At 71.0% G+C, this 18675-nt stretch carries 16 protein-coding genes, 1 tRNA gene and 1 other RNA gene; 4 read left to right on the top strand and 14 right to left on the bottom strand.

All coding sequences use genetic code 11. The features are described from left to right. Positions 1 to 13 precede the first annotated feature (13 nt). The 4 genes from LQF12_RS01835 to ffs all read right to left on the bottom strand — a co-directional run bounded on the left by LQF12_RS01835 (position 14) and on the right by ffs (position 3832). Positions 14 to 625, bottom strand: coding sequence for a DUF5063 domain-containing protein (locus LQF12_RS01835; RefSeq protein WP_231054306.1), 612 nt, complete (start codon positions 623 to 625; stop codon positions 14 to 16). Next, on the bottom strand, positions 618 to 1223 hold the full coding sequence (gene recR / locus LQF12_RS01830; RefSeq protein ID WP_231054305.1) for a recombination mediator RecR: 606 nt from the start codon (positions 1221 to 1223) through the stop codon (positions 618 to 620). The genes LQF12_RS01835 and recR overlap by 8 nt, the downstream gene beginning before the upstream one ends. Next, positions 1220 to 3679 carry a DNA polymerase III subunit gamma and tau gene (locus LQF12_RS01825; protein ID WP_231054304.1) on the bottom strand — a complete coding sequence of 820 codons (2460 nt, stop codon included), beginning with the start codon at positions 3677 to 3679 and terminating at the stop codon, positions 1220 to 1222. The genes recR and LQF12_RS01825 overlap by 4 nt, the downstream gene beginning before the upstream one ends. A 56-nt stretch (positions 3680 to 3735) precedes the next feature. After that, an RNA gene (gene ffs / locus LQF12_RS01820) (signal recognition particle sRNA small type) lies at positions 3736 to 3832 on the bottom strand. A 147-nt stretch (positions 3833 to 3979) separates the two neighbouring features. Between ffs and LQF12_RS01815 the strand changes: the two genes are divergently transcribed. The 4 genes from LQF12_RS01815 to LQF12_RS01800 all read left to right on the top strand — a co-directional run bounded on the left by LQF12_RS01815 (position 3980) and on the right by LQF12_RS01800 (position 5807). Beyond that, positions 3980 to 4067: transfer RNA gene (locus LQF12_RS01815), tRNA-Ser, on the top strand. A gap of 442 nt (positions 4068 to 4509) precedes the next feature. Beyond that, positions 4510 to 4803: a type II toxin-antitoxin system VapB family antitoxin gene (locus LQF12_RS01810; protein WP_231054303.1), complete on the top strand. Its 294-nt coding sequence runs from the start codon at positions 4510 to 4512 to the stop codon at positions 4801 to 4803. Positions 4804 to 4860: 57 nt separating this feature from the next. Further along, positions 4861 to 5475, top strand: coding sequence for a LytR C-terminal domain-containing protein (locus LQF12_RS01805; RefSeq protein ID WP_231054302.1), 615 nt, complete (start codon positions 4861 to 4863; stop codon positions 5473 to 5475). A 2-nt stretch (positions 5476 to 5477) separates the two neighbouring features. After that, positions 5478 to 5807 carry a DUF4190 domain-containing protein gene (locus tag LQF12_RS01800; RefSeq protein ID WP_231054301.1) on the top strand — a complete coding sequence of 110 codons (330 nt, stop codon included), beginning with the start codon at positions 5478 to 5480 and terminating at the stop codon, positions 5805 to 5807. 21 nt (positions 5808 to 5828) lie between these two features. On the opposite strand, the gene LQF12_RS01795 is transcribed toward LQF12_RS01800, so the two are convergent. The 10 genes from LQF12_RS01795 to LQF12_RS01750 all read right to left on the bottom strand — a co-directional run bounded on the left by LQF12_RS01795 (position 5829) and on the right by LQF12_RS01750 (position 18641). Beyond that, entirely contained in the window at positions 5829 to 6491 is a 663-nt protein-coding gene (locus tag LQF12_RS01795; protein ID WP_231054300.1) for a TetR/AcrR family transcriptional regulator, read from the bottom strand. A gap of 116 nt (positions 6492 to 6607) precedes the next feature. Further along, entirely contained in the window at positions 6608 to 8359 is a 1752-nt protein-coding gene (locus tag LQF12_RS01790) for an ABC transporter substrate-binding protein (protein WP_231054299.1), read from the bottom strand. 38 nt (positions 8360 to 8397) lie between these two features. Next, positions 8398 to 9141, bottom strand: a complete 744-nt coding sequence (locus LQF12_RS01785; RefSeq protein ID WP_231054298.1) for a hypothetical protein — start codon at positions 9139 to 9141, stop codon at positions 8398 to 8400. Between the two features lie 31 nt (positions 9142 to 9172). Beyond that, entirely contained in the window at positions 9173 to 9796 is a 624-nt protein-coding gene (locus LQF12_RS01780; protein WP_231054297.1) for a hypothetical protein, read from the bottom strand. Then, positions 9793 to 10449 (bottom strand): hypothetical protein, encoded by a 657-nt coding sequence (locus LQF12_RS01775; RefSeq protein ID WP_231054296.1) that lies wholly within the window; start codon positions 10447 to 10449, stop codon positions 9793 to 9795. The genes LQF12_RS01780 and LQF12_RS01775 overlap by 4 nt, the downstream gene beginning before the upstream one ends. Positions 10450 to 10463: 14 nt before the next feature. Next, positions 10464 to 11690 (bottom strand): hypothetical protein, encoded by a 1227-nt coding sequence (locus LQF12_RS01770; RefSeq protein WP_231054295.1) that lies wholly within the window; start codon positions 11688 to 11690, stop codon positions 10464 to 10466. A gap of 34 nt (positions 11691 to 11724) precedes the next feature. Then, a complete protein-coding gene (locus LQF12_RS01765; protein WP_231054294.1) occupies positions 11725 to 12024 on the bottom strand; it encodes a hypothetical protein in 300 nt (99 codons plus the stop codon). Between the two features lie 137 nt (positions 12025 to 12161). Continuing rightward, positions 12162 to 12449: a WXG100 family type VII secretion target gene (locus tag LQF12_RS01760; protein WP_231054293.1), complete on the bottom strand. Its 288-nt coding sequence runs from the start codon at positions 12447 to 12449 to the stop codon at positions 12162 to 12164. Between the two features lie 107 nt (positions 12450 to 12556). Next, positions 12557 to 17104 (bottom strand): type VII secretion EssC family protein, encoded by a 4548-nt coding sequence (locus LQF12_RS01755; protein WP_231054292.1) that lies wholly within the window; start codon positions 17102 to 17104, stop codon positions 12557 to 12559. 37 nt (positions 17105 to 17141) lie between these two features. Continuing rightward, a complete protein-coding gene (locus LQF12_RS01750) occupies positions 17142 to 18641 on the bottom strand; it encodes an RDD family protein (RefSeq protein WP_231054291.1) in 1500 nt (499 codons plus the stop codon). Positions 18642 to 18675: the final 34 nt, after the last annotated feature.

The following is an 18675-nucleotide window of genomic DNA, read 5'->3' as shown; positions in this document are numbered from 1 at the left end:
CCGGGTCAACCGGTCATCCGCGGGAGGGGTCGACCGTGCCGGCAGCGTCGTCGGCCGCGTGCAGGGCCTCGAACTTGGCCTCGCCGGCGACGTCGGGGTCGACGTCCAGGCGCAGGTGGGAGATCAGCCCGAGCAACACCCGGGTCGCGGCCGCGGCGCGCTCGCCCCAGTCGGAGAGATAAGAGAACTGCCACCACCACAGCGCCTCGGAGAGGTTCCCGGCCCGCTGGTGGTTGAGGCCGACCAGGAGGGCCTGGGCGATGTCGGTGAGGTCGTTGCTCAGACTTCCCTCGCTCACCTCACCGCTGACCAGCGGGTCGGAGACCTCGTGGTAGTCGTCGATCCCCTCGAGCAGGTTCACCAGGGACAGCCGCAACGGCTCGACGTCGGGATCCGGGCCGTCGTCGGGCTCGAATCTGCTGGCCGGGACCACATCGACGATCGCGCCGAGGCGCGCCCCGGCGGCGGTGAGGTCGGAGGTGGCCAGCAGCAGCAACGGGATGGCCGCATCGGGGGTGGCGCCGGAGGCCACCTGGCGCACCGTCTCGATGTACCGCTCCGCGGCGGCGGCCGTGGCCCCACCGAGGGCCTGCAGGTCGGAGTCGAGCTCCAGCTGATCAGACATCGATACTCCTCCGGCCCTCGAACGCCCGGCCGAGCGTGATCTCGTCGGCATACTCCAGGTCTCCTCCGACAGGCAGTCCGGAGGCGAGCCGGGAGACCACGATACCCATCGGCCGCAGCATCCGCGTGAGGTAGGTGGCGGTGGCCTCACCCTCGACGTTGGGGTCGGTGGCGATGATGACCTCGGTCACCTCCCCGTCGGCGAGGCGTGTCATCAGCTCGCGGATGCGCAGGTCGTCCGGGCCGACGCCGTCGATCGGATTGATGGCGCCCCCGAGCACGTGATAGCGACCCCGGTACTCGCGCGTGCGCTCGATCGCCACCACGTCCTTGGCCTCCTCCACCACACACAGCAGCGCACCGTTGCGGCGCGGGTCGCGGCAGATGCGGCAGCGGTCCTCCTCGGAGACATTGCCGCAGATCTCGCAGAACCGCACCCGGGCCTTGACCTCGGTGAGGGCAGTGGCCAGGCGGTGGACGCGTTCGGTGTCGGCGGCGAGGATGTGGAAGGCGATGCGTTGTGCGCTCTTGGGGCCGACCCCGGGGAGCTGGCCGAGCTCGTCGATCAGCTCCTGGACGACACCGTCGTACGCGCTCACTGCTCACTCCCATCCGGGTGTTCGACGATCTCGTCGATGACAGTACCGCCCAGCAGTCGCGCCACGAGCGGCGCTCCCACGAGACCGGTGGACTCGATGTCGGGATCATCCGGGCTCGGGGAGTCCTCCTCGAGTTCCGAGGGTGGACTGTGCGCCCCGGCGAGGGCATCGGCTCCCGGCGGGTGCGCGCCGGTCGTGGCTGCCTGGCGCGCCGCGGCGAACGCCTGGTCGCGCGGTGACGCCCCGGCGTCCACCGGTGAGGGGGCGGGCGAGGACGTTCCGGCCGCCTCCGGCGTGGGCCGAGGGCCGGCGTACTGGCTGGGCGGCTCCTCCTCCGGTGGCGGCGGTTCCTCGTCCCAGCTCGGCGGAGCAGGCGGGAGGTCGGGCCAGCCGTCGGCCGGTGCAGGCCCTGGGTCGGCCTCCGCATCGGCGGCATCGTCGGACTCAGACGAGGAGCCATGCCCGGCCCGCGGTTCACGCCCGCTCTGCTCGGGCACGTCCCAGGGGGGCGCATCGTCGGCGCGGGAGGCGCCGGCGGGTGGCGTCACGCCCGCACGGGGCTGCCGCTCGGCGGGCGGCCCGGTCGGTGCCTGCCCTGTCGGTCCCTGCCCGGTCGGTGCCTGCTCCGCTGCGGGCGTGCCCCAGTCGCTGGAGGTCGGGGCGGGCGGGGTCGATGCTCCGCCGCCGGCGGCGGGCGCAGCACTGTCCGTGACCACCGCGTCGATGCGCACCTCGAGTCCGAGGGTCTCCTGCAGGGACCGGGCCACGAAGTCCGCGTGGGGACCGTTGCGGAAGGTCGAGGCCAGCCCGGAGGTCGAGAACCCGAGGGTCAGGGTGCTCGACGTGAGGTCGACCACCTGGGCGTCCTGCGAGATCAGCGCCCAGCTGATGCGCTTGAGACGTGCCAGTGTCTCGAGGACCTCCGGCCACCGGCGGCGGACCCCATCCGCCGTCATCCCGGCCGCGGTCGACTCCTCGGCCGGTGCGGTGACCGTTCGAGCCGCCTGCTCCTCGTCCTGGCCCCCGGGCGTCGTCAGGGGCGTCTTCTCCTCGCTCACGGGAGCGGGCGCGAGGGTCGCAGGCTGCTCCGGAGCAGGAATCGCGGCGACGGGTGCGTCGGCGGGGGGCTCATCGGTAGGGGTCTGCGGGCTCGAGTCGTCCCCGTTCGCCGGGGGTGGGGTGCTCGAAGCCGTGGGCACCGGTGGGCGAGGCTGCTCCTCAGCCGGGGCGCGTGCGGGGGGCGTCGCGGAGGCCGGCGGGGAGGCCGGCGGGGAGGCCGGCGCGGCAGCGACTCCGCCCGCGAGTGCACCTTCGACCCGGTCGAGCCTGGCGCCGAAACCCTCGGTGCCGTCGTCGGCCGCCGGGAGCAGCAGCCGCGCGCAGAGCAGTTCGAGCTGCAGCTGCGGGGAGGTGGCGCCGGTCATCTCCGTCAGGGCCTCGTTGACCAGGTCAGCGCTCCGGGAGAGGGTGGCCGCGCCGAGATGGCCGGCCTGCGCCTGCATCCGCTGCAGCTGGTCCTGCGGGACGGCCCGCAGCACGGACGCGGCGTGCTCACCGGCCGCCCTGACCACGATCAGGTCGCGCAGCCGCTCCAGCAGGTCCTCGACGAAGCGTCGAGGCGCGTGACCGGTCCCGATGACGCGGTCGATCACACGGAACAGGCTCCCGCCGTCCCGGGCGGCGAGCGCCTCCACGGTGTCATCCAGGAGGGTGCCGTGGGTGAATCCGAGCAGGGCGACGGCGCGCTCGTAGCCCACGACGCCGTCGGCGGCCCCGGCGATCAACTGGTCGAGCACCGAGAGAGAGTCGCGCACCGATCCGCCGCCGGCCCGCACCACGAGCGGGAGCACGCCGGAGTCGATCTGCACGTGCTCGGCAGTGGCGAGGCTCTCCAGGTAGGCGGTGAGGCGGTCGGGCGGGACCAGCCGGAAGGGGTAGTGGTGCGTGCGGGACCGGATCGTCCCGATCACCTTCTCCGGTTCGGTGGTGGCGAAGACGAAGATGACGTGCGGCGGCGGTTCCTCCACCAGCTTGAGCAGCGCGTTGAAGCCCTGCGGTGTGACCATGTGCGCCTCGTCGATGATGAAGACCTTGAAACGGTCCCGGGCGGGGGCGAACGCTGCCCGCTCCCGCAGCTCGCGCGCATCGTCGACGCCGCCGTGGGAGGCAGCGTCCATCTCCACCACGTCCAGCGAGCCCGGTCCTCCGCGGGCGAGCTCGGTGCAGCTGTCACACCGCCCGCACGGCGTGGGAGTGGGCCCCTCCGCACAGTTGAGGCACCGCGCCAGGATCCTGGCCGATGTCGTCTTTCCGCACCCGCGGGGCCCGGAGAACAGATAGGCGTGGTTGATGCGATCGGAGCCGAGCGCAGCCATCAGCGGCTCGGTGACGTGTTCCTGACCGATCACGTCAGCGAACGTCTCGGGCCGGTACCGGCGGTACAACGCAGTGCTCACCCGACTCACAATAGGCCGCGGCACCGACATCGCGTCCACCAGGGTGGATCGGAGCATGAAAGGACCCCCCGCACACCCGCCAGAGCTCACCTGCCCTTGCTGCCTTCCGGCCCTGGGGGAGTTCAGCGAGATGACGCCGCACGAGGGGTCGGCCACCACTGTACCGTCCACGCGCCGGTGCCGGAGCACCCGTACGCCGGAGCAATGGGGGCCCGGAGCGGCCGCTGCTCGCCGGTGGTACCCGTCACACCGGGCGAGTTCGTCTTGCCGCTGCCGAACCGCTACCCTGGAGGTCGCCTTGGAGGATTCGCCTAGTGGCCTATGGCGCACGCTTGGAAAGCGTGTTGGGTGCAAGCCCTCGGGGGTTCGAATCCCCCATCCTCCGCCAGATGTCTGAAGCCCCGACCACGCTTTTCGGTCGGGGCTTCAGACATGTATCGGACACTGCGGATTCGGGAGGCCTCCGCAGCGGAGCGAGGAAGGCCGGCTCCCCCATCCTCCGCCACGGCGCAGAGCCCTCAGCCACGCATGTCGGCTGGGGGCTCTTCGCCGTATTGGACACTGTGGGATTCGGGAGGAGGAGCGAGGGACGAGCGACGACGGCTCCCCCATCCTCCGCCAGATGTCTTCGACGCTGTGGCATCCATGCGGCCTGCTCTACGTGACCGGAACGACACGGCTGCGCAGATCTGCGGCAGGATGCTCCCGCACTCCGACGTCGCTGTGTCGCTGCGGTCATCGCCGGCCGCCGCCCTCATCCCCCAGACCGATTCCCGAGATCCGCCCCAGGGCTGAAGACCGCCGCTTGGCCCTCACCTACGATCGATGTCGTGATCTTCAAGTCCGTCGGTGATGACCGGCCCTATCCGGACCATGGTCTGCGCACACCCAAGGACTGGGCCGAGATCCCTCCTCGGCAGGTGCACCTGGACGAGCTGGTGACCACCAAGGCGACGCTGGACCTGCACAGCCTGCTCGCGGAGGACTCCACCTTCTACGGCGACCTGTTCGCCCATGTGGTGCAGTGGCGCGGGGTGCTCTACCTCGAGGACGGCCTCCATCGCGCCCTGCGCACTGCCCTGCAGCAGCGCAACATCCTGCACGCCCGCGTGCTCGAACTGTGACCCTCCGGACCCGGCCACGTGCGCCCCGGGTCCGCCGATCTCCGTTAGGTTCTGTCTGTGACCACCCCCGCCAAGGCTCGAGCAGCCCGACGGCGCCACATGCAGCAGCGCCAGACGGTGATCTTCGGCGCGCTCATCCTGGCGATGCTGCTGGTGGGTCTGGGCGCCGGTGCCGTGTGGGTCGGGGTACTCCCCTCCCCGGTGAACGTGGCGATCAACGCCCCGGAGCCGACGGCCACGACCGATGCCGGCCCGTGCCCGCCCGCCGATGCCACCTACGTGCCCCTGACCGAGGTCTCGGCGAGCGTCCTCAACGGCACGAGCACCTCCGGGCTGGCCTCCGAGGTCGGGAACGAGCTCGGCGAGCGCGGCATCGCCGTGAGCCGGACGGCCAACGCGCCCTCCCAGTTCGCCGGTACCGCGCAGATCACCAGCGGCCAGGACGGCCTCGCCGCGGCGTTCACCACCGCGGTGCTCATCCCCGATGCGGCGATCGTCGTCGACGACCGGGCCGACCAGACCATCGACATCGTCCTGGGCGCGTCCTACGACTCGCTGCGGCCGGCGGACGAGGTCGACGTGGACCCCGAGGTGGAGATCCCCGTTCCGCAGGGCTGCACCCCCCTCTCGACGGCGGAGCCCACCTCCGAGTCCGACTCATCCGAGGAGTGAGCATGGCAGCCGGCCACGACCCGTCGCCGTTCGTCAACTCCTACACGCTGCCGATGCCCGACCCCGCGCACACCTTCGCGGGCCCCGGCTATGCCGCCTCTCCTCCCGGGACCTCCGGGCTCGCGATCGCCGCGCTGCTGCTGGGCTGCCTCGGGGTGCTGACCTACGTGCCCGCCGTCGCAGGCGTCATCTGCGGGGTGCTCGCCCTGCGTCACATCCGCCGCACGAACGCCGGGGGTGTCGGTGTGGCGACCTCCGGCCTGGTGATCTCCAGCATCGCGGCCCTCGGGTGGACGACGCTGCTGGTCTCCTTCTGGGTGACCGGCGCCTGACGGTCGGGCGCCGCCGGCCGGCTACGTCTCCCGCGGGGCCTCGAACGCCGATCGACCCAGCATCCCGCCGTGCTCGGCCGAACTGATGAAGTGGCGTTTCCCGGTCACGCGGATCAAGGGCACCACCACCTCACGCCCGTAGTGCACAAGTCCGTCGCGCGCCTCGTCCGGTTTCGTCGGGGGGTCCAGCGCGAAGTCCAGCATCGCGGCGCCGACGGCGTAGCGCACCACCACCCGGGCCCGCTCCCTCTCGTCCTCGCTCGGTTCGACGATCCCCTTCTCGATCCCGTCCAGGATCGTCGCGTGCACATGGTCCATGGTGACTGCCAGGATCCGGTCGGCCAGCGGGCCACCTTCGGACAGGCCGCGCATGCTGTAACGCATGCTGCGCAGCACCGCTTCGGCGTCGTTGGCCAGGTGGGCGTCCAGCTTGCCGCTGTCGAACAGATCCGGGAGGCCGGCTGCGAGGGCCGCGATGACGAAGTCGTCACCCTCGCTCCGCAGCCGCGTCTTGGACCCGAAGTAGTGCGTGATCAGGCCCGCTGTCACGCCGGCGCGGGAGGCGATGGAGCGCAGGCCGGCGTCGAACCCTTCCTCGGCGAACACCTCGATCGCCGCATGCAGGATCCGCGCCCGGGTCATCGCTGCCCGGTCGCGCGGATCTGGCTCGTTGTGCTGTGCCACGTCACTGCTCCCCTGCTGAATGGGTGTGCATCCATGCGCCTGCCCGCGCCCGGATGCACACCGGTGAAAGATGATGATATTCCTCGCGGCCCGCTCGTCGCAGGCGAAATCGCCCGTCAGTCGGCCAGGTGCCACTCCACGATCTCCGACGTCAGTGCCGCTCGAGATCCGGCCCGCGGAACGGGCACCTCGACGTCCCGGTCGGAGACCGTCACCACGATGTCCACCACGAGCGGCATGATCACTGCCTCCTCGACGATCGATCGTTCGATCGCGACGCGCAGGTCGCGAGCCTCGTAGTGGTCGGCCGTGTGGGCGAGGCTGTCGATGAGCTCCGCGCGCTCCTCGTCCTCGCTGCCGCTGAGGTTCTCCGGTCCGGCGAGCGCCCACTGCGCCGCGATCTCAGCCGGCGTGCCGGGGATGTCCACCCGGGTGAGGACGGCGTGCCACCCGTCGTCGGACAGGCCCTCCGCCAGGTTGTCGGTGCCACAGTCGCGGACGTCCCAGCCGGCAGGTTCGAGCCCGCTGCGCAGCTCGGCGAAAGCGTCGGTGGCGAAGCGCTCGCCGGTGTCGTAGAGCACGCAGACGCGGGCACCCGCCTCGACTCCGGCCTCGGCACGGGCGGCGATCGCCTCCTCCTCCGAGAGGCCGAAGCGCGAGGCCGGGTCGATGTCCTCGCGTACGATCTGGTGACCGTCGGTACCCGGCGGGAACAGCGTGACGTCGGTGTTCTCGTGCTCGTTCGCCCACGGGCCGGCCCCTGCCTCGGCGATGTCTCGCTGCGGCACGGCGCCGAGGAAGGCCTCCCGCGCACTCTGCCAGGCCAGTTCTCCCCGGCCGGTGCGCAGCACCAGAGCCCAGACGGCGCCGGTGCCGCTGGTCGAGACCTGGTAGTCGAGACGCTCCATCTCTCTGGTGGTCTCGCGGTGGGGCGCGGTCGGGGGGACCTGGACGACGTCGAGCGTCTCGCCGATGTAGGTCAGCGGGTCCGAGACCGTGGTCCGGGTCAGCTCGACGCGCTCGTACTCCGGGGTCGGACTACCGACGTAGCGCGGATTGGCGACCAGCGTGACCTGCTGGGCATCGAGGCGTGCCTGATCGACCGCCTCGATCCGGAACGGGCCGGAGGAGAGCAGCAGCTCGGGGGCGATCGTGCTGCCGTCCCCGTCCCCGAGTGCGAACCCCTCGTTCCAGGTCCGCGCGATGGTGGCCAGCCGGCTCGTCTGCTCCCCCACGATCGCCTCGATGACGGCCTGCTTGGCCTCCATCGGATCGGCGAGATCGAAGGCGAGCCGCCCGACGACGTGCGCGGGCACGGCGACGTCCAGGGCCGTCTGCCAGTCCACCACCGGCTCGGGATAGGTGACCGCGATGCTGCGGCCGAACTCGTCGTACTCGGGCACCTCCCGGCTCTCGGTCAATCCCGTGGGCATCGACTCGAACCAGGGCACCCCCGCGGGCACGTCGAGGCTGCCGTCCTCGGCCACCAGGCTCGCGGGATCGACGTCGTCCGGCAGCAGCGCGTTCGACCCGGCGGCCCAGGCCAGCATTAGATCGGCGGCGTCCACCGGGATGCCGTCCGACCACTCCGGCTCGGCCAGGTCGTAGCGGACGGTGAAACCTTCCGGGTCGACGATCTCGACCGATCCGAAGCTCTCGTCGATGACGGGCACACCCTCGACGGTCCGGGCGAACTGTGACCGGGTCATCGCCGCGACGTCATGGTCGCCGGAGGTCGCCGCGGTCGTGGCGGCATTGGTGCTGACCAACCCACCGGACCAGCCGACGGTCACCGTGGTCCCGGCAATCACGCTGTTCGGCAGCGTGGGCCCGCCACAGGCGGTGACCGCGAGTGCGGCCACGACCATGGCGACACCACCTGCGCGCCGGCGGCCGGCGGCGCTGTTCACAGGCGCGCGTCCCGCGGCGGATCGAGCTCGTGCCAGGACCCGATCGGCAGCTCGACCATGTCCGGGATGTCGATCTCCTTCTCGCTGACCACACCCCGGCGCACGAGGATCTCCAGCACCTGTGCGCGCATGCCACGCTGGATCTGCTCCTGCGGGGTGACGGTGGTGCGAGTGAACATCGGCCGCCGCGCCACCCCCGGCTTGGAGGCGAGGAGCAGCACCAGGCACGCCACCAGCCCGAGCAGGGCGGCCAGTCCCGCCAGCACGAGCGCGACGACATCGCCCAGCGCCTCCGGCCGGGCGACCATCACGCCGACGGCTGCCAGGCAGGCCAGGCCGGTGATCGCCGTCGCGATCGGCCCCAGGACACCGCGCCGCCTGGTGTCGAACCAGATCCCGAGCGTGGTGCCCGAGACGGCGACCGCCAGCCCGAACGCGATCCGCGCCACCTGCACCCAGGCGGGTTCGGCGAGCACGTCGCCCTCGCCCGCCCGCACCAGCACGATCGCCAGGCCGATGAGCGAGGAGAGGTACATGACGGCGGCGAGGACACCGACGAGGAGCCGGACCAGCCCACCGAGGATGCGGGCGCCCGGCCCGGCCGTGCGGGCGGCCTGGTCGAGTTCGTCCTGCCCGATCGGCTCGGCCAGGATGACCGACTCGATCTCCCCCCACGACGGCGGGACGGGGAAGTCCTCAGTCCTCGCCCAGCGCTCCAGCGACTGTTCCGGCGTCTTCAACGTGCATCCCTCACCTTTCGCGGCCATGACATCACGAAGGTGTCGGGCGCCGCCAACGTAGCGTGGTGACGAGCGAGTCGAACAGCGCGCGCATCGATTCCACCCACGGGTCCTCCGCCGGCGTCTCCGGCCGGCGCGCGAAGCCGGCCACCAGCTGGAGTGCACGCCGACGCTTCGAGCCCGGCACCGGGGTGAGGTAGACCACGGAGTGGTTGACCAGGGTGTCGGACCCGATGCGGAGGGTCTTCTCCTTCTCCGCCCGCAGCATCCGCTTGTCCTCGAACAGCGGCGTCGCCCCATGGTCGCGGAACAGTGTCCTGGCCACGTCGTCCAGCGACCGGCCGGCCTCGGGCCGCATGATGGAGGCGTTCAGGGACGTGGGCAGGAAGAGCGTGTGCGGACCGGGGTCGGTGGCCGAGAAGAAGGCGAACACCCCACCGCTGCGCATGTCGGCGAAGGCCTGCTCGAGCATCGGTCGCATCTGGGCGTACAGGTCCGGGCGGTGCGCCTCCATCAACCGCTGCCTCATCGAGGCGAGCATGCTCGCCAGCGTGGCGTCGTCCGGTTCATGGCGGGCCCAGCCGGCAGGCAGGTCCAGTTCGAACTCGGGATCGGGCTGGACACCGAGGTCCTCGCGCAGGCTCGCTGTGCTCATCGCTGCTCCTCCTCCAGCTGCCACGGCTCCTCTGCCACCAGGCCGGACGGGGGCAGCGACCGGAACGGTCGTCCGTCGTCGGCCACCATCCGGATCGACTCCATCAGCGTGAGGAAACCCGGGAGGGCGTAGGCCACGACGGGCGCCAGCGCCTCGGTCAGGCTCAGCATCAGGGTGGTCTCGCCGTCGTCGAAGACGAGGTGCACCGACGCCAGCTCGACCGGCTCCTTGTCCACCTCGACGGTCCGGCGGATCGAGCACTGCAGGCCCGGACCGAGGTGGGCGGCCTCGATCGGATGGACGGCCGCGCCGATCCCGGTCCAGTCGGGCAGGTCGGAACTGGCCAGGACACTGACGTGACACAGGACAGAGCCGAGCGCCCCGGCCGGCCACACCTGGAACAGCGCGAGCGAGGGCGAGGCGGCCCGCGCCTCGAGACCGCCCAGCAGCTCCGAGCGCAGGCGCTGGCTGTCGAGCTCGCCGGCGTCGAGGCCCTGAGCCTCGGTGATCTCCACGAGTGCCTCGCGGCACTCGGCGAGCCATTGCTCCTGCTCGGCGGCGGCCAGCCCGGCCGGCACGAAGAACCAGCCCGGTACCTGCACGTCCTCGACGACGTCGAGAGTCCAGGCCACCGGCTCCGCGGCCGCGCTCATCGTCCCCGCCCGCACTACAGGACCACGCCGACGCCGCCGGGCGCCTTCGGCAGGTCGGGGATGTCCAGACCGAAGGGCAGCGGCACCCCGGTGGCCGAGGCGACGCGACCGTAGTGCCCGAGGCCGTTCGAGGCGACGCCGAGCCCATAGTCGACGATCGCGATGTTGCGCACCGTGGTGGACGACCGCATCGAGGCGAGCCAGCGCCCCGAGCCCTCCCACATGCTCTTGTGGGTGCGGTGGACGCTGCGGAAGGAGGGCGAGCCCAGGAACAGCTGATTCAGTCCGGCTGCCGTGCCCTTGTTCTTGAACGTCGAGTAGAGGCCACCGCCGAACGGCTTGGTCGTCAGCCCCTTGAGCTTGCCGAAGTTGCCCAGCATGCCCTTGCCCATGGCCTTGAAGCCGAGCTTGTTCAGGTGCAAGCCCTTGGTGAGGTTGGCGAGCTTGCCCACGGGCAGCACGCCCAGTGCCGCCAAGCCCACGTCCAGCAGGCTGGCGTCCCCCTCCGAGTACTCGTAGACCGTGACCGCGAGATAGGCGAGCCCGGCGATCAGCGCCAGAGCCGCGAGGAGCGGACCGCCGATGATGAGTGCGGCGATCCCGAGGATGAGTGAGGCCCAGCTCAGGACCCCCTTGATGATGTCGCCCCAGTTGTCCCAGAAGCCGTCCTTGATGGAGCCGGCCATCTCCTCGCCGATGCTCTGGACGGCTTCGTCGTAGGCGCTCTCCCAGGTGTCGTAGTCGTTGTCGAAGGCGACCGCCTCCGCCTCCCACGCCTCGTAGGCGTCCCGCTTGGCCTGGTCCTCCTCGGCCTGCTGGTCCGCCTCGGGGCTCCCCTCCTCGGGCTGGAACAAGCCGCCGGTGCCGCGCTCGGCCACGTAGGTCCCGTGCGGAGGCAGCGCCACGAAGGTGCTCCAGAGCGTCTCGCACTCGTCCGCGTGCGCGTCCAGCTTCGGCTTGACGTCGGAGAGGGCCTCGCCGTAGGAACGGATCACCGGGCCGACCGGTTCGTAGAGGTCGGCAGCCTCGGCCAGGACCTCGTGGGACTCGCCGATCGATTCCCGCAGCGCGTCGATCGCCTGCCCCTGCTGGTCCGCAGCACGGTCCTTGATGCTGCCGAGCACGGCCGCGCTCTCGCGCATCTGCCCGCCGAGGGTCTCGATCGCGGTCCCCCGGTCGATGATCTCCTGCGGCTGCCCCTGCACATGCATGATCGTCCGGCCGCGTGGCGACTGTGTCATCGACGTCTACCTTCGTTTCCCCTGGTCATGGGTCTCACTCTTCCGCCTCGAGGGCGATCGCGGTCTCGGTGTCCCACTGCTCGACACCCTCGATCACCCCGTCGACGTGCTCCTGGACCTTCGCGAGCGCGTCCTTGAGGTCGTTGCGCTTGTCATCCCAGCGCTCCTCGAACTCCCGCGCCTCGGATCGCAGCTTCCCCTCATCGAACGGGGTCCCGATCGCGGCCTCCAGCGCCTCGGAGTTGCTGGTGGCGTTCTCGAACTCCGCGACGATGTCGCCCAGCTGGGTACTCACCTCGCGCAACTCGTCCAGTGAGATGTAGATGTCAGCCACGGCCCCGGTTCCTCACGCCTCGATCCGCCTCCGGTGGCGCCATGTCACGCCACCGCTTCCGTCTGGTCGTCCAACCCCGCAGGGTGACGAGAAGGCTGTGGGACCGGCGCGATCGCCGGTCCCACAGCCTGGCCGCCTCAGCCGCCGGCGAGCTGGTCGTCCAGGTCGCGGATCGCCTGAGCCATGTCGCGCAGCGCCTGCGCCATCTCGCTCACACCTTCGGACGCGTCCTTGAGGCCCGAGGTCATCTCGTCGTAGCCGTCCTTGAACTTGCCGGACGCCTTCTCGGTCTTGAAACCGTCCTCGACGAGCTCGTCGACATACCCCTGGCACTCCTCGAGCGCCGTGTCGATGCTGTCCTTGCCGTCGTCCAGCTTGTCGGCGCACGAGTCCATCTCGTCGTACGTTGCACCGAAGTCGGTCATCGATCCCAACCTTCCTACGTATCGGATTCGGGCCCCTGCTTGGATCACCCAGGTGTGACTGTAGGGTCAGCGCCCCACCCGCTCAATGGGGACCGCTCCCCATGGCTTCACCCGCCGGCGCGGGACCGCTCCGCGCGGGGTTCACGACGGCGGCCCTCCCCCTCGCCGTCCACGAGCGGCAGGTGCATGGTCACCGCCCGCCCCGCCTGGACGAAGATCCCCCGTCCGTCCGGGAAATCGGTGCGCTTGACGCGCCCGAACGGCACCTTGAACAACGTGTCGCCGTCGTAGGTGTCCGGCTTCAGGGCGATCCCCTGGCGCGCGGACTTCCACTCGCCGAGTACACCGGATCCGCCGCCGGCACGGGTCACGTCCGCCTCCCCGACGAGCAGGTGGTCGCTGTTGTTCAACGCCTGCAGCATCCCGCGCACGGCGCGGTCCGCCGGTCCGTCGGCCAGGTGGGGGATGTCCTCGATCACCACCATGATCCGCCCCGGCACCGTCTCGTCGGCGAGGATCTCGGCCAGCTCGCTCGCGAGCTCCTTCTCGTCCTCGGGGCGGGTCGCACTGCGCACCCACTCCCGGAACTCGGTCAACTGGGCCCGGCGGCTGCCGAAGTGGAACAGCTTCACCTCGGGATCGATCCGCTCGATCGCCGTGACGAAGGCACGCAGGGCGTTCGTCTTGCCCGACTGGGGCGGACCGGTGATCGTGAAGGATCCGACCGGGTCGAATCCACGGGGAGCCAGCGTGTCGTCGGCGATACCGATCACGGGCAGACCGTCCACGTGGTCGGGCAGGTCGGCCACGCTCAGGCGCACCGGCAGGGACCGGATCTGTGGTGCCTCGGGCGCACCGTGCTGGCGCAGCTGATGCGCCAGCTCCGCCAGCACCTTGGACTGCTCGGCCACGTTGGTCGAACCGCCGAGCACGGCCGTCTGGACCTCGTTCTTGTCCACCACGGCCCGTCCGGGGGGCGACTGGTCGTCGAGGATGTCCTTCGGCGCTCCGAGCATGAAGTACTGGTTCGGGTCGGCCAGGCGCAGGATGACCCGGCGGGAGATGTTGGAGACCACCGCTGTCGGGACGGCGCCGCCCCGGTCGGCGGTGAGCACCGCGTGGACCCCCAGCGGCCGCCCTTCGCCGAGGATGCGCATGAACATCCGGTAGAAGGGAGCGCGCGCGGAGGAGATCTCCCACTCCTTCTTGAACTCCGGGTAGTTGTCGATGAGCAGGAGGATCCGCGGCATCGAGGGGTCGACGAGGTCGCGGTACTCGGTCAGGTTCGCGGCGTTGGCGGCCGAGAACGCCTCCGATCGCCGGCTCAGCTCGCCGTCGAGAGTGCGCAGCAGCCGCTGCAGCCGTTCGGCGTCGTCACCGTCGATGATCGATCCCACGTGCGGCAGCCGTTCGAGCACACCGAGCGCACCCGAGGCGAAGTCGAGCCCGTACACCTCGGTCCGTCCCAGGTCCGGGCGCATCCCGGCGGCGGTGGCGATGGTTTTGAGCACCGTGGACTTGCCGGATCCGGAGGTGCCGAAGATCAGCAGCGAGCCATCGCGGTCCGGGGTGAAGTACACCGGATCCTGCCGCTGGTGCGCCGGCAGGTCGGCGCGGCCGAGCAGCACACGCGAGTCGCCCTCGGCGGGAAGATCACGCAGGTCGACCACCGGCGCGAGGTCGTCGAGCCAGGGCCGGCGTGGGATGGGCAGGTTCGCCAGGTCCGCGGCACGGATGAGGGTGTTGACCACCCGGCGCTGGTCGTTGGGCCCGAGATCCTTCTCGTGGGAGTCCGATTCCGGCGGCCGGTCCGGCTCCCACTCGGCCATGGACCCGAACCGCAGCTCCGCCACCCGCACCTCCGCCGAGACCACCTCATTCTCAGAGGTCCAGCCGCCCGCATAGGCGGACTGGAAGGGGATGAGGCGGCCGGGTCCGGTCTTCGCGATCCCGCGCCCGGGGATCGAGGGCGGGAAGGTGGCGGCGATCGGATCGTCCACCACGTCCTTGGAGTCGGCCTCGTCGGCCATCCGCAGCGCCACCCGCAGATTGGTGTTGGCGCGGAGGTTGTCCTTGATGACGCCGGCGGGTCGCTGGGTCGCCATGATGAGGTGGATGCCCAGCGAGCGACCCCGCTGGGCGATGTCGACCACACCGTCCACGAACTCCGGCACCTCACCGGCCAGCGCCGCGAACTCGTCGATCACCAGCACCAACGCCGGCGGACACTCCGGATCCTGCCGCTTCTCCAGCTCGAGGAGGTCCTTGGCCTTCTTCCGGTTGAACAGGTGCTCGCGGTAGTGCAGCTCGGCCCGGAGGCTGGTCAGGGCACGGCGCACCAGGTGCTGACTGAGGTCGGTCACCAGGCCCACGCAGTGCGGCAGCTCCACACAGTCGGCGAACGCCGACCCACCCTTGTAGTCGACGAACAGGAACGTGACCCGGTCGGGACTGTGCGCCGAGGCGATGCCGAGCACCCATGCCTGCAGGAACTCGGACTTGCCGGCACCGGTGGTGCCACCCACCAGCGCGTGCGGCCCCTGCGTACGCAGGTCCAGGGTCATCGCGTCGCTGGCACCCTGGCCGATGATCGCGCGCAGGTTCCCCGCCTTCTTCAACCGCGGGCGCGGCGAGTCGGAGCGATCGATGATGGTGTTGTTCTGCTGCCACCGGTCCACCACGGCCTGCGGCTCGCGCGCCACCTCCTCGCCCACGAGGGACAGGAACATCACCGAGTTCGGGATGTCGGAGGAGTCGTGCACCACGGTGCTGGCGTCCACCACCGGCGCCAGCCGCTTGGTGAAGGTGTGCATGTAGGAGTTGGAGACGCCCTCGACCTTGACGCCGTCGTAGGCGGCGCCGCTGCGCACCAGGCCGACCGTGACGTCGTCGAGACCCCCGGCCACGTCGAGGTAGCCGCGGCAGGCGGCCGGCAGCGATTCCACGGTCGGGGAGACGAACACCGCATGGACGCCGACATCGGCCCCGCGTTCGAGGACCTGCACCAGGCGCGCGCGGTCCACGGGAGCGTCGTTGGTGACGAAGACGACCACGTTGATCGGGTGCGGGCGTTTCATCTGTTCCGAGGCACGGTTGACATCGGTGCCGTAGTTCATCGGCGTCCAGCGCTCGGCGAACGGGCCCCGGGGGTCGGGCCGGGAACCGCCGCGGAGCACGTACTCCTCGAGCGCGTTCAGCAGTGAGTTGGCGGCGGGGGCGGAGTCGGCCAACGGCAGGCTCTTGAATGGGCTGGTCTCGCTGGTCGTGTGCGGGAGCCACTTGATCCATTCCAGCTCGCCCGCCCACTCGGCGTCGGTGAACGCGACCGAGACCACCTCGTTGGGGGCGTGCAGGCCGAAGATCTGCACGGCGAGCCCACGCATCGCGTCCGAGGCCGGGCCGGTGGGCCCGGCCACGCCGATCGAGCCCAGGTCCCGCAGGGTGTCCATCACCGGGACGCCGTCGACGAAGCGATAGCGCTCCTTGAGCCGCTCGAGACGTTCGATGTACTCCGGTAGACCGTCCTGGGAGTCGCGCGGGGCGATCGAGTTGCGCGAGGGCGCACGGCCGATCCCCAGGCGCAGCGCCAGGAAGTTCCAGTGCTCGGGTCGCCGGGTCCACAGCAACGGGCCCAGGCGCATCGCGTGCTCGAAGACCTCGGCCACCGGCGGGACCTCGTCGTTGCGTGCGCGCTCCTCCTCGGGCTTGGACCGGTAGAACTTCTCCTCCAGCTCCTCGAACTGCCGCTCGAACAGCAACAGTTCGTGGTTGCGCTTGTTGCCGGTCTGGTTGCGCTGGTTGATGAAGTTGCCGAGGGCCATCAGCGGTGTCATCACCACCAGCAGCAATGCCCGGGGGCGGTCGGTGATGAAGTAGATCGACAGCGCCATGATCACCGGTGCGACCAGCATCACCCACGGGAAGAGCTTCTGTACCGCCTCGGTGGGCAGGCGTGGCGGGGGGAACTCGGTGCCCGGGTAGCGCACCTCCACCCGAGGGCTGCGGTTGAACAGCAGTCCGCCGCCGCGCTCGAGCACCGGGTCCTCGCCGGTGCCGTCGAAGTCGCTGGCGAGGTAGAGCACGAGGGTGGTGCCCCCGATGACGAACGGTTTGCCGGGCACGAGCCGCACCCGCTGCACCAGCTCGCCGTCGACGAGAACGCCGTTGGCGGAGTTGAGGTCGACCAGCTCGACGTAGCCGCTGACCTCGATCCGGGCGTGCCGCTTGGACACCAACGGGTCGGCGAGCACGAGCCCGTTGCCGGGATCGCGACCGATCGAGGTGTGCCCCATCGCGAGTGGGAACTCCTGGCCACGCAACGGCCCGTCGGTGGCGCGCAGCACGCCGACGCTGCGGGCACCGGTGGGCGCCGACGGCACTGCGCGCTCGCCCAGGTTGAGCACCGCGGCGGCGAAGCCCGAGCCGATCGAGGCCTCGCCGATGGGGACGTCGGGCTGGAGCGGTTCGAGCCGGTCCGCCGTCGGCGGCGCAACCGCGAGCGTGAGCAGGTCGTGCTCCCCGGCGATGATCGAGCGCGCCGGGTCGGAGTCGGCGATGTAGCGCGCGACGTCGGCCGCGGTCGCGGTGGAGTCGGCGGTGACCACGATGTCCGCCGGGGCCAGACCCTCGCGGTGCAACGTCAGCTTGACCTTCATGTGTGGGCCCCTCTCGGCGGCACGGTGGCGGGGCCGCTCATCCGGACACCACCACGGCGGTCCGCTCCCCGATCCTCAGCATGTCACCCGCGGCGGCGACCGCCGGGGCCCCGGGCGCGAGCTCGCGCTCCGCGCCGGCGTGCACGATCGCGGTCCCGTTCGTCGATCCCTGATCGATGACCTCCAGGCCGTGCGGCGCGGGCCGCACCAGCAGATGCGTCTTGGACACCGAGCGGGTGTCGTCCGGCAACGGCTGGCGCCGCGCTTCCGGTGCCGTGTGCGGGGGAACGGGGTTGCGCCCGATCACGACCGGGCCGGCCACCTCGACGAGCTCTCCGGAGTCCAGTCGGAGCGCCAGTACCGCCGCGGCCCCGCCCGGGGCGTCCGTCGCCGGACGAGAGGGCACCGGAGCGTGCGCCTGCCCGCTGTGCTGCGGCTGCGGCTGCGAGTCCGGCGCAGGGGCCGGGCCGGGAGGTGGCGAGGCGGACCACGGCGTCCCGGTCACGACCGGACCGGGGGCGGGAGCTGCGCCGTCGTGCTCCCGCGCTGCGGCGCCCGGGCCTGCCGGCCCCGCAGGGCTCGCCGGCCCCGCAGGGCTCGGTGGACCCGCGGGCCCACTCACCTCGGCCTGGGACGACGGCCCCTCGGCGGGGGCGCCGTCGTGCTCCTCGTCGGTGGGGCGCCGGTAGGCGCCGAGCACCGGGCGGCCCGGGACGGCGGGAGCCGGCCCGTGGCCCTGGTCGGGGCGCTCGGTGCCGGAGAGGCCGACGACCGGCCGAGGGCCGTCGCCGTGCGGGCGGGCGACCCCGAGCACACCCGCGCTGACCCGGGCGCCAGGGCGATAGGCCTGCTCGGCGCCCGGGTCGACCGGGGTGGCCAGCGAGGGCAGCGGTCGCGACTGCGCGACCGGCTCGGCCGTGACGGTCTTGCGTGCGATCCGCATCCGCTTGCCGTCGTAGGGCTGCAGGCCGTGCCGGATGTCGACCAGCCACAGCCGGCCCACCCGGTCGTGCCAGCCGCGGCCCCGCTTCTCCGGATCGACCAGCGGTGAGAGGAGGAACAGGATCGGCCCGATCAGCACCAGTCCGGACGCCCAGAGCACGAGCACCCGCAGCAGCACCCGGAAGACACCGGGGCGCTCCAGGGTCGCGACGTTGATCGAGCGCAGGCCCGTCATCGCCTTGCCGATGGTGATCCCCTTGCGGCCGTGGAAGACCAGCTGGACGATGCAGTAGGCCAGGCTGAGCACGAACGAGACACCGAGGATCACCACCGCCAGCAGGAACTGCGGGTGGTTGACCAGCCCGTACCAACTGATGCGGGCGTCGAGGAACTTCAGCAGCAACGGGAGGGTGAAGATCCAGTACGGCACCTGCAGCAGCAGGTAGAAGGCAGCATCGATGACGGCCCCCGCCGCCCGACGTGGAAGCGGTGCCGGCACCAGCCCGAGGGCAGCGGCATAGTGCGGATCCGGCCGGCCGTTCTCGTCCAGACCCTCCACACGCCGGTCGTCGTCCCCGACCTCCCAGATCGCCACCGGGCTCCTCCCACTCGCTGCTCAGCCCACACCG

It is taken from the genome of Ruania suaedae (genome assembly GCF_021049265.1).
Classification (GTDB): Bacteria; Actinomycetota; Actinomycetes; order Actinomycetales; family Beutenbergiaceae; genus Ruania; species Ruania suaedae.
Note: the sequence above shows the minus strand (reverse complement) of the source record. Positions and strands in the feature narration are given on the sequence as shown.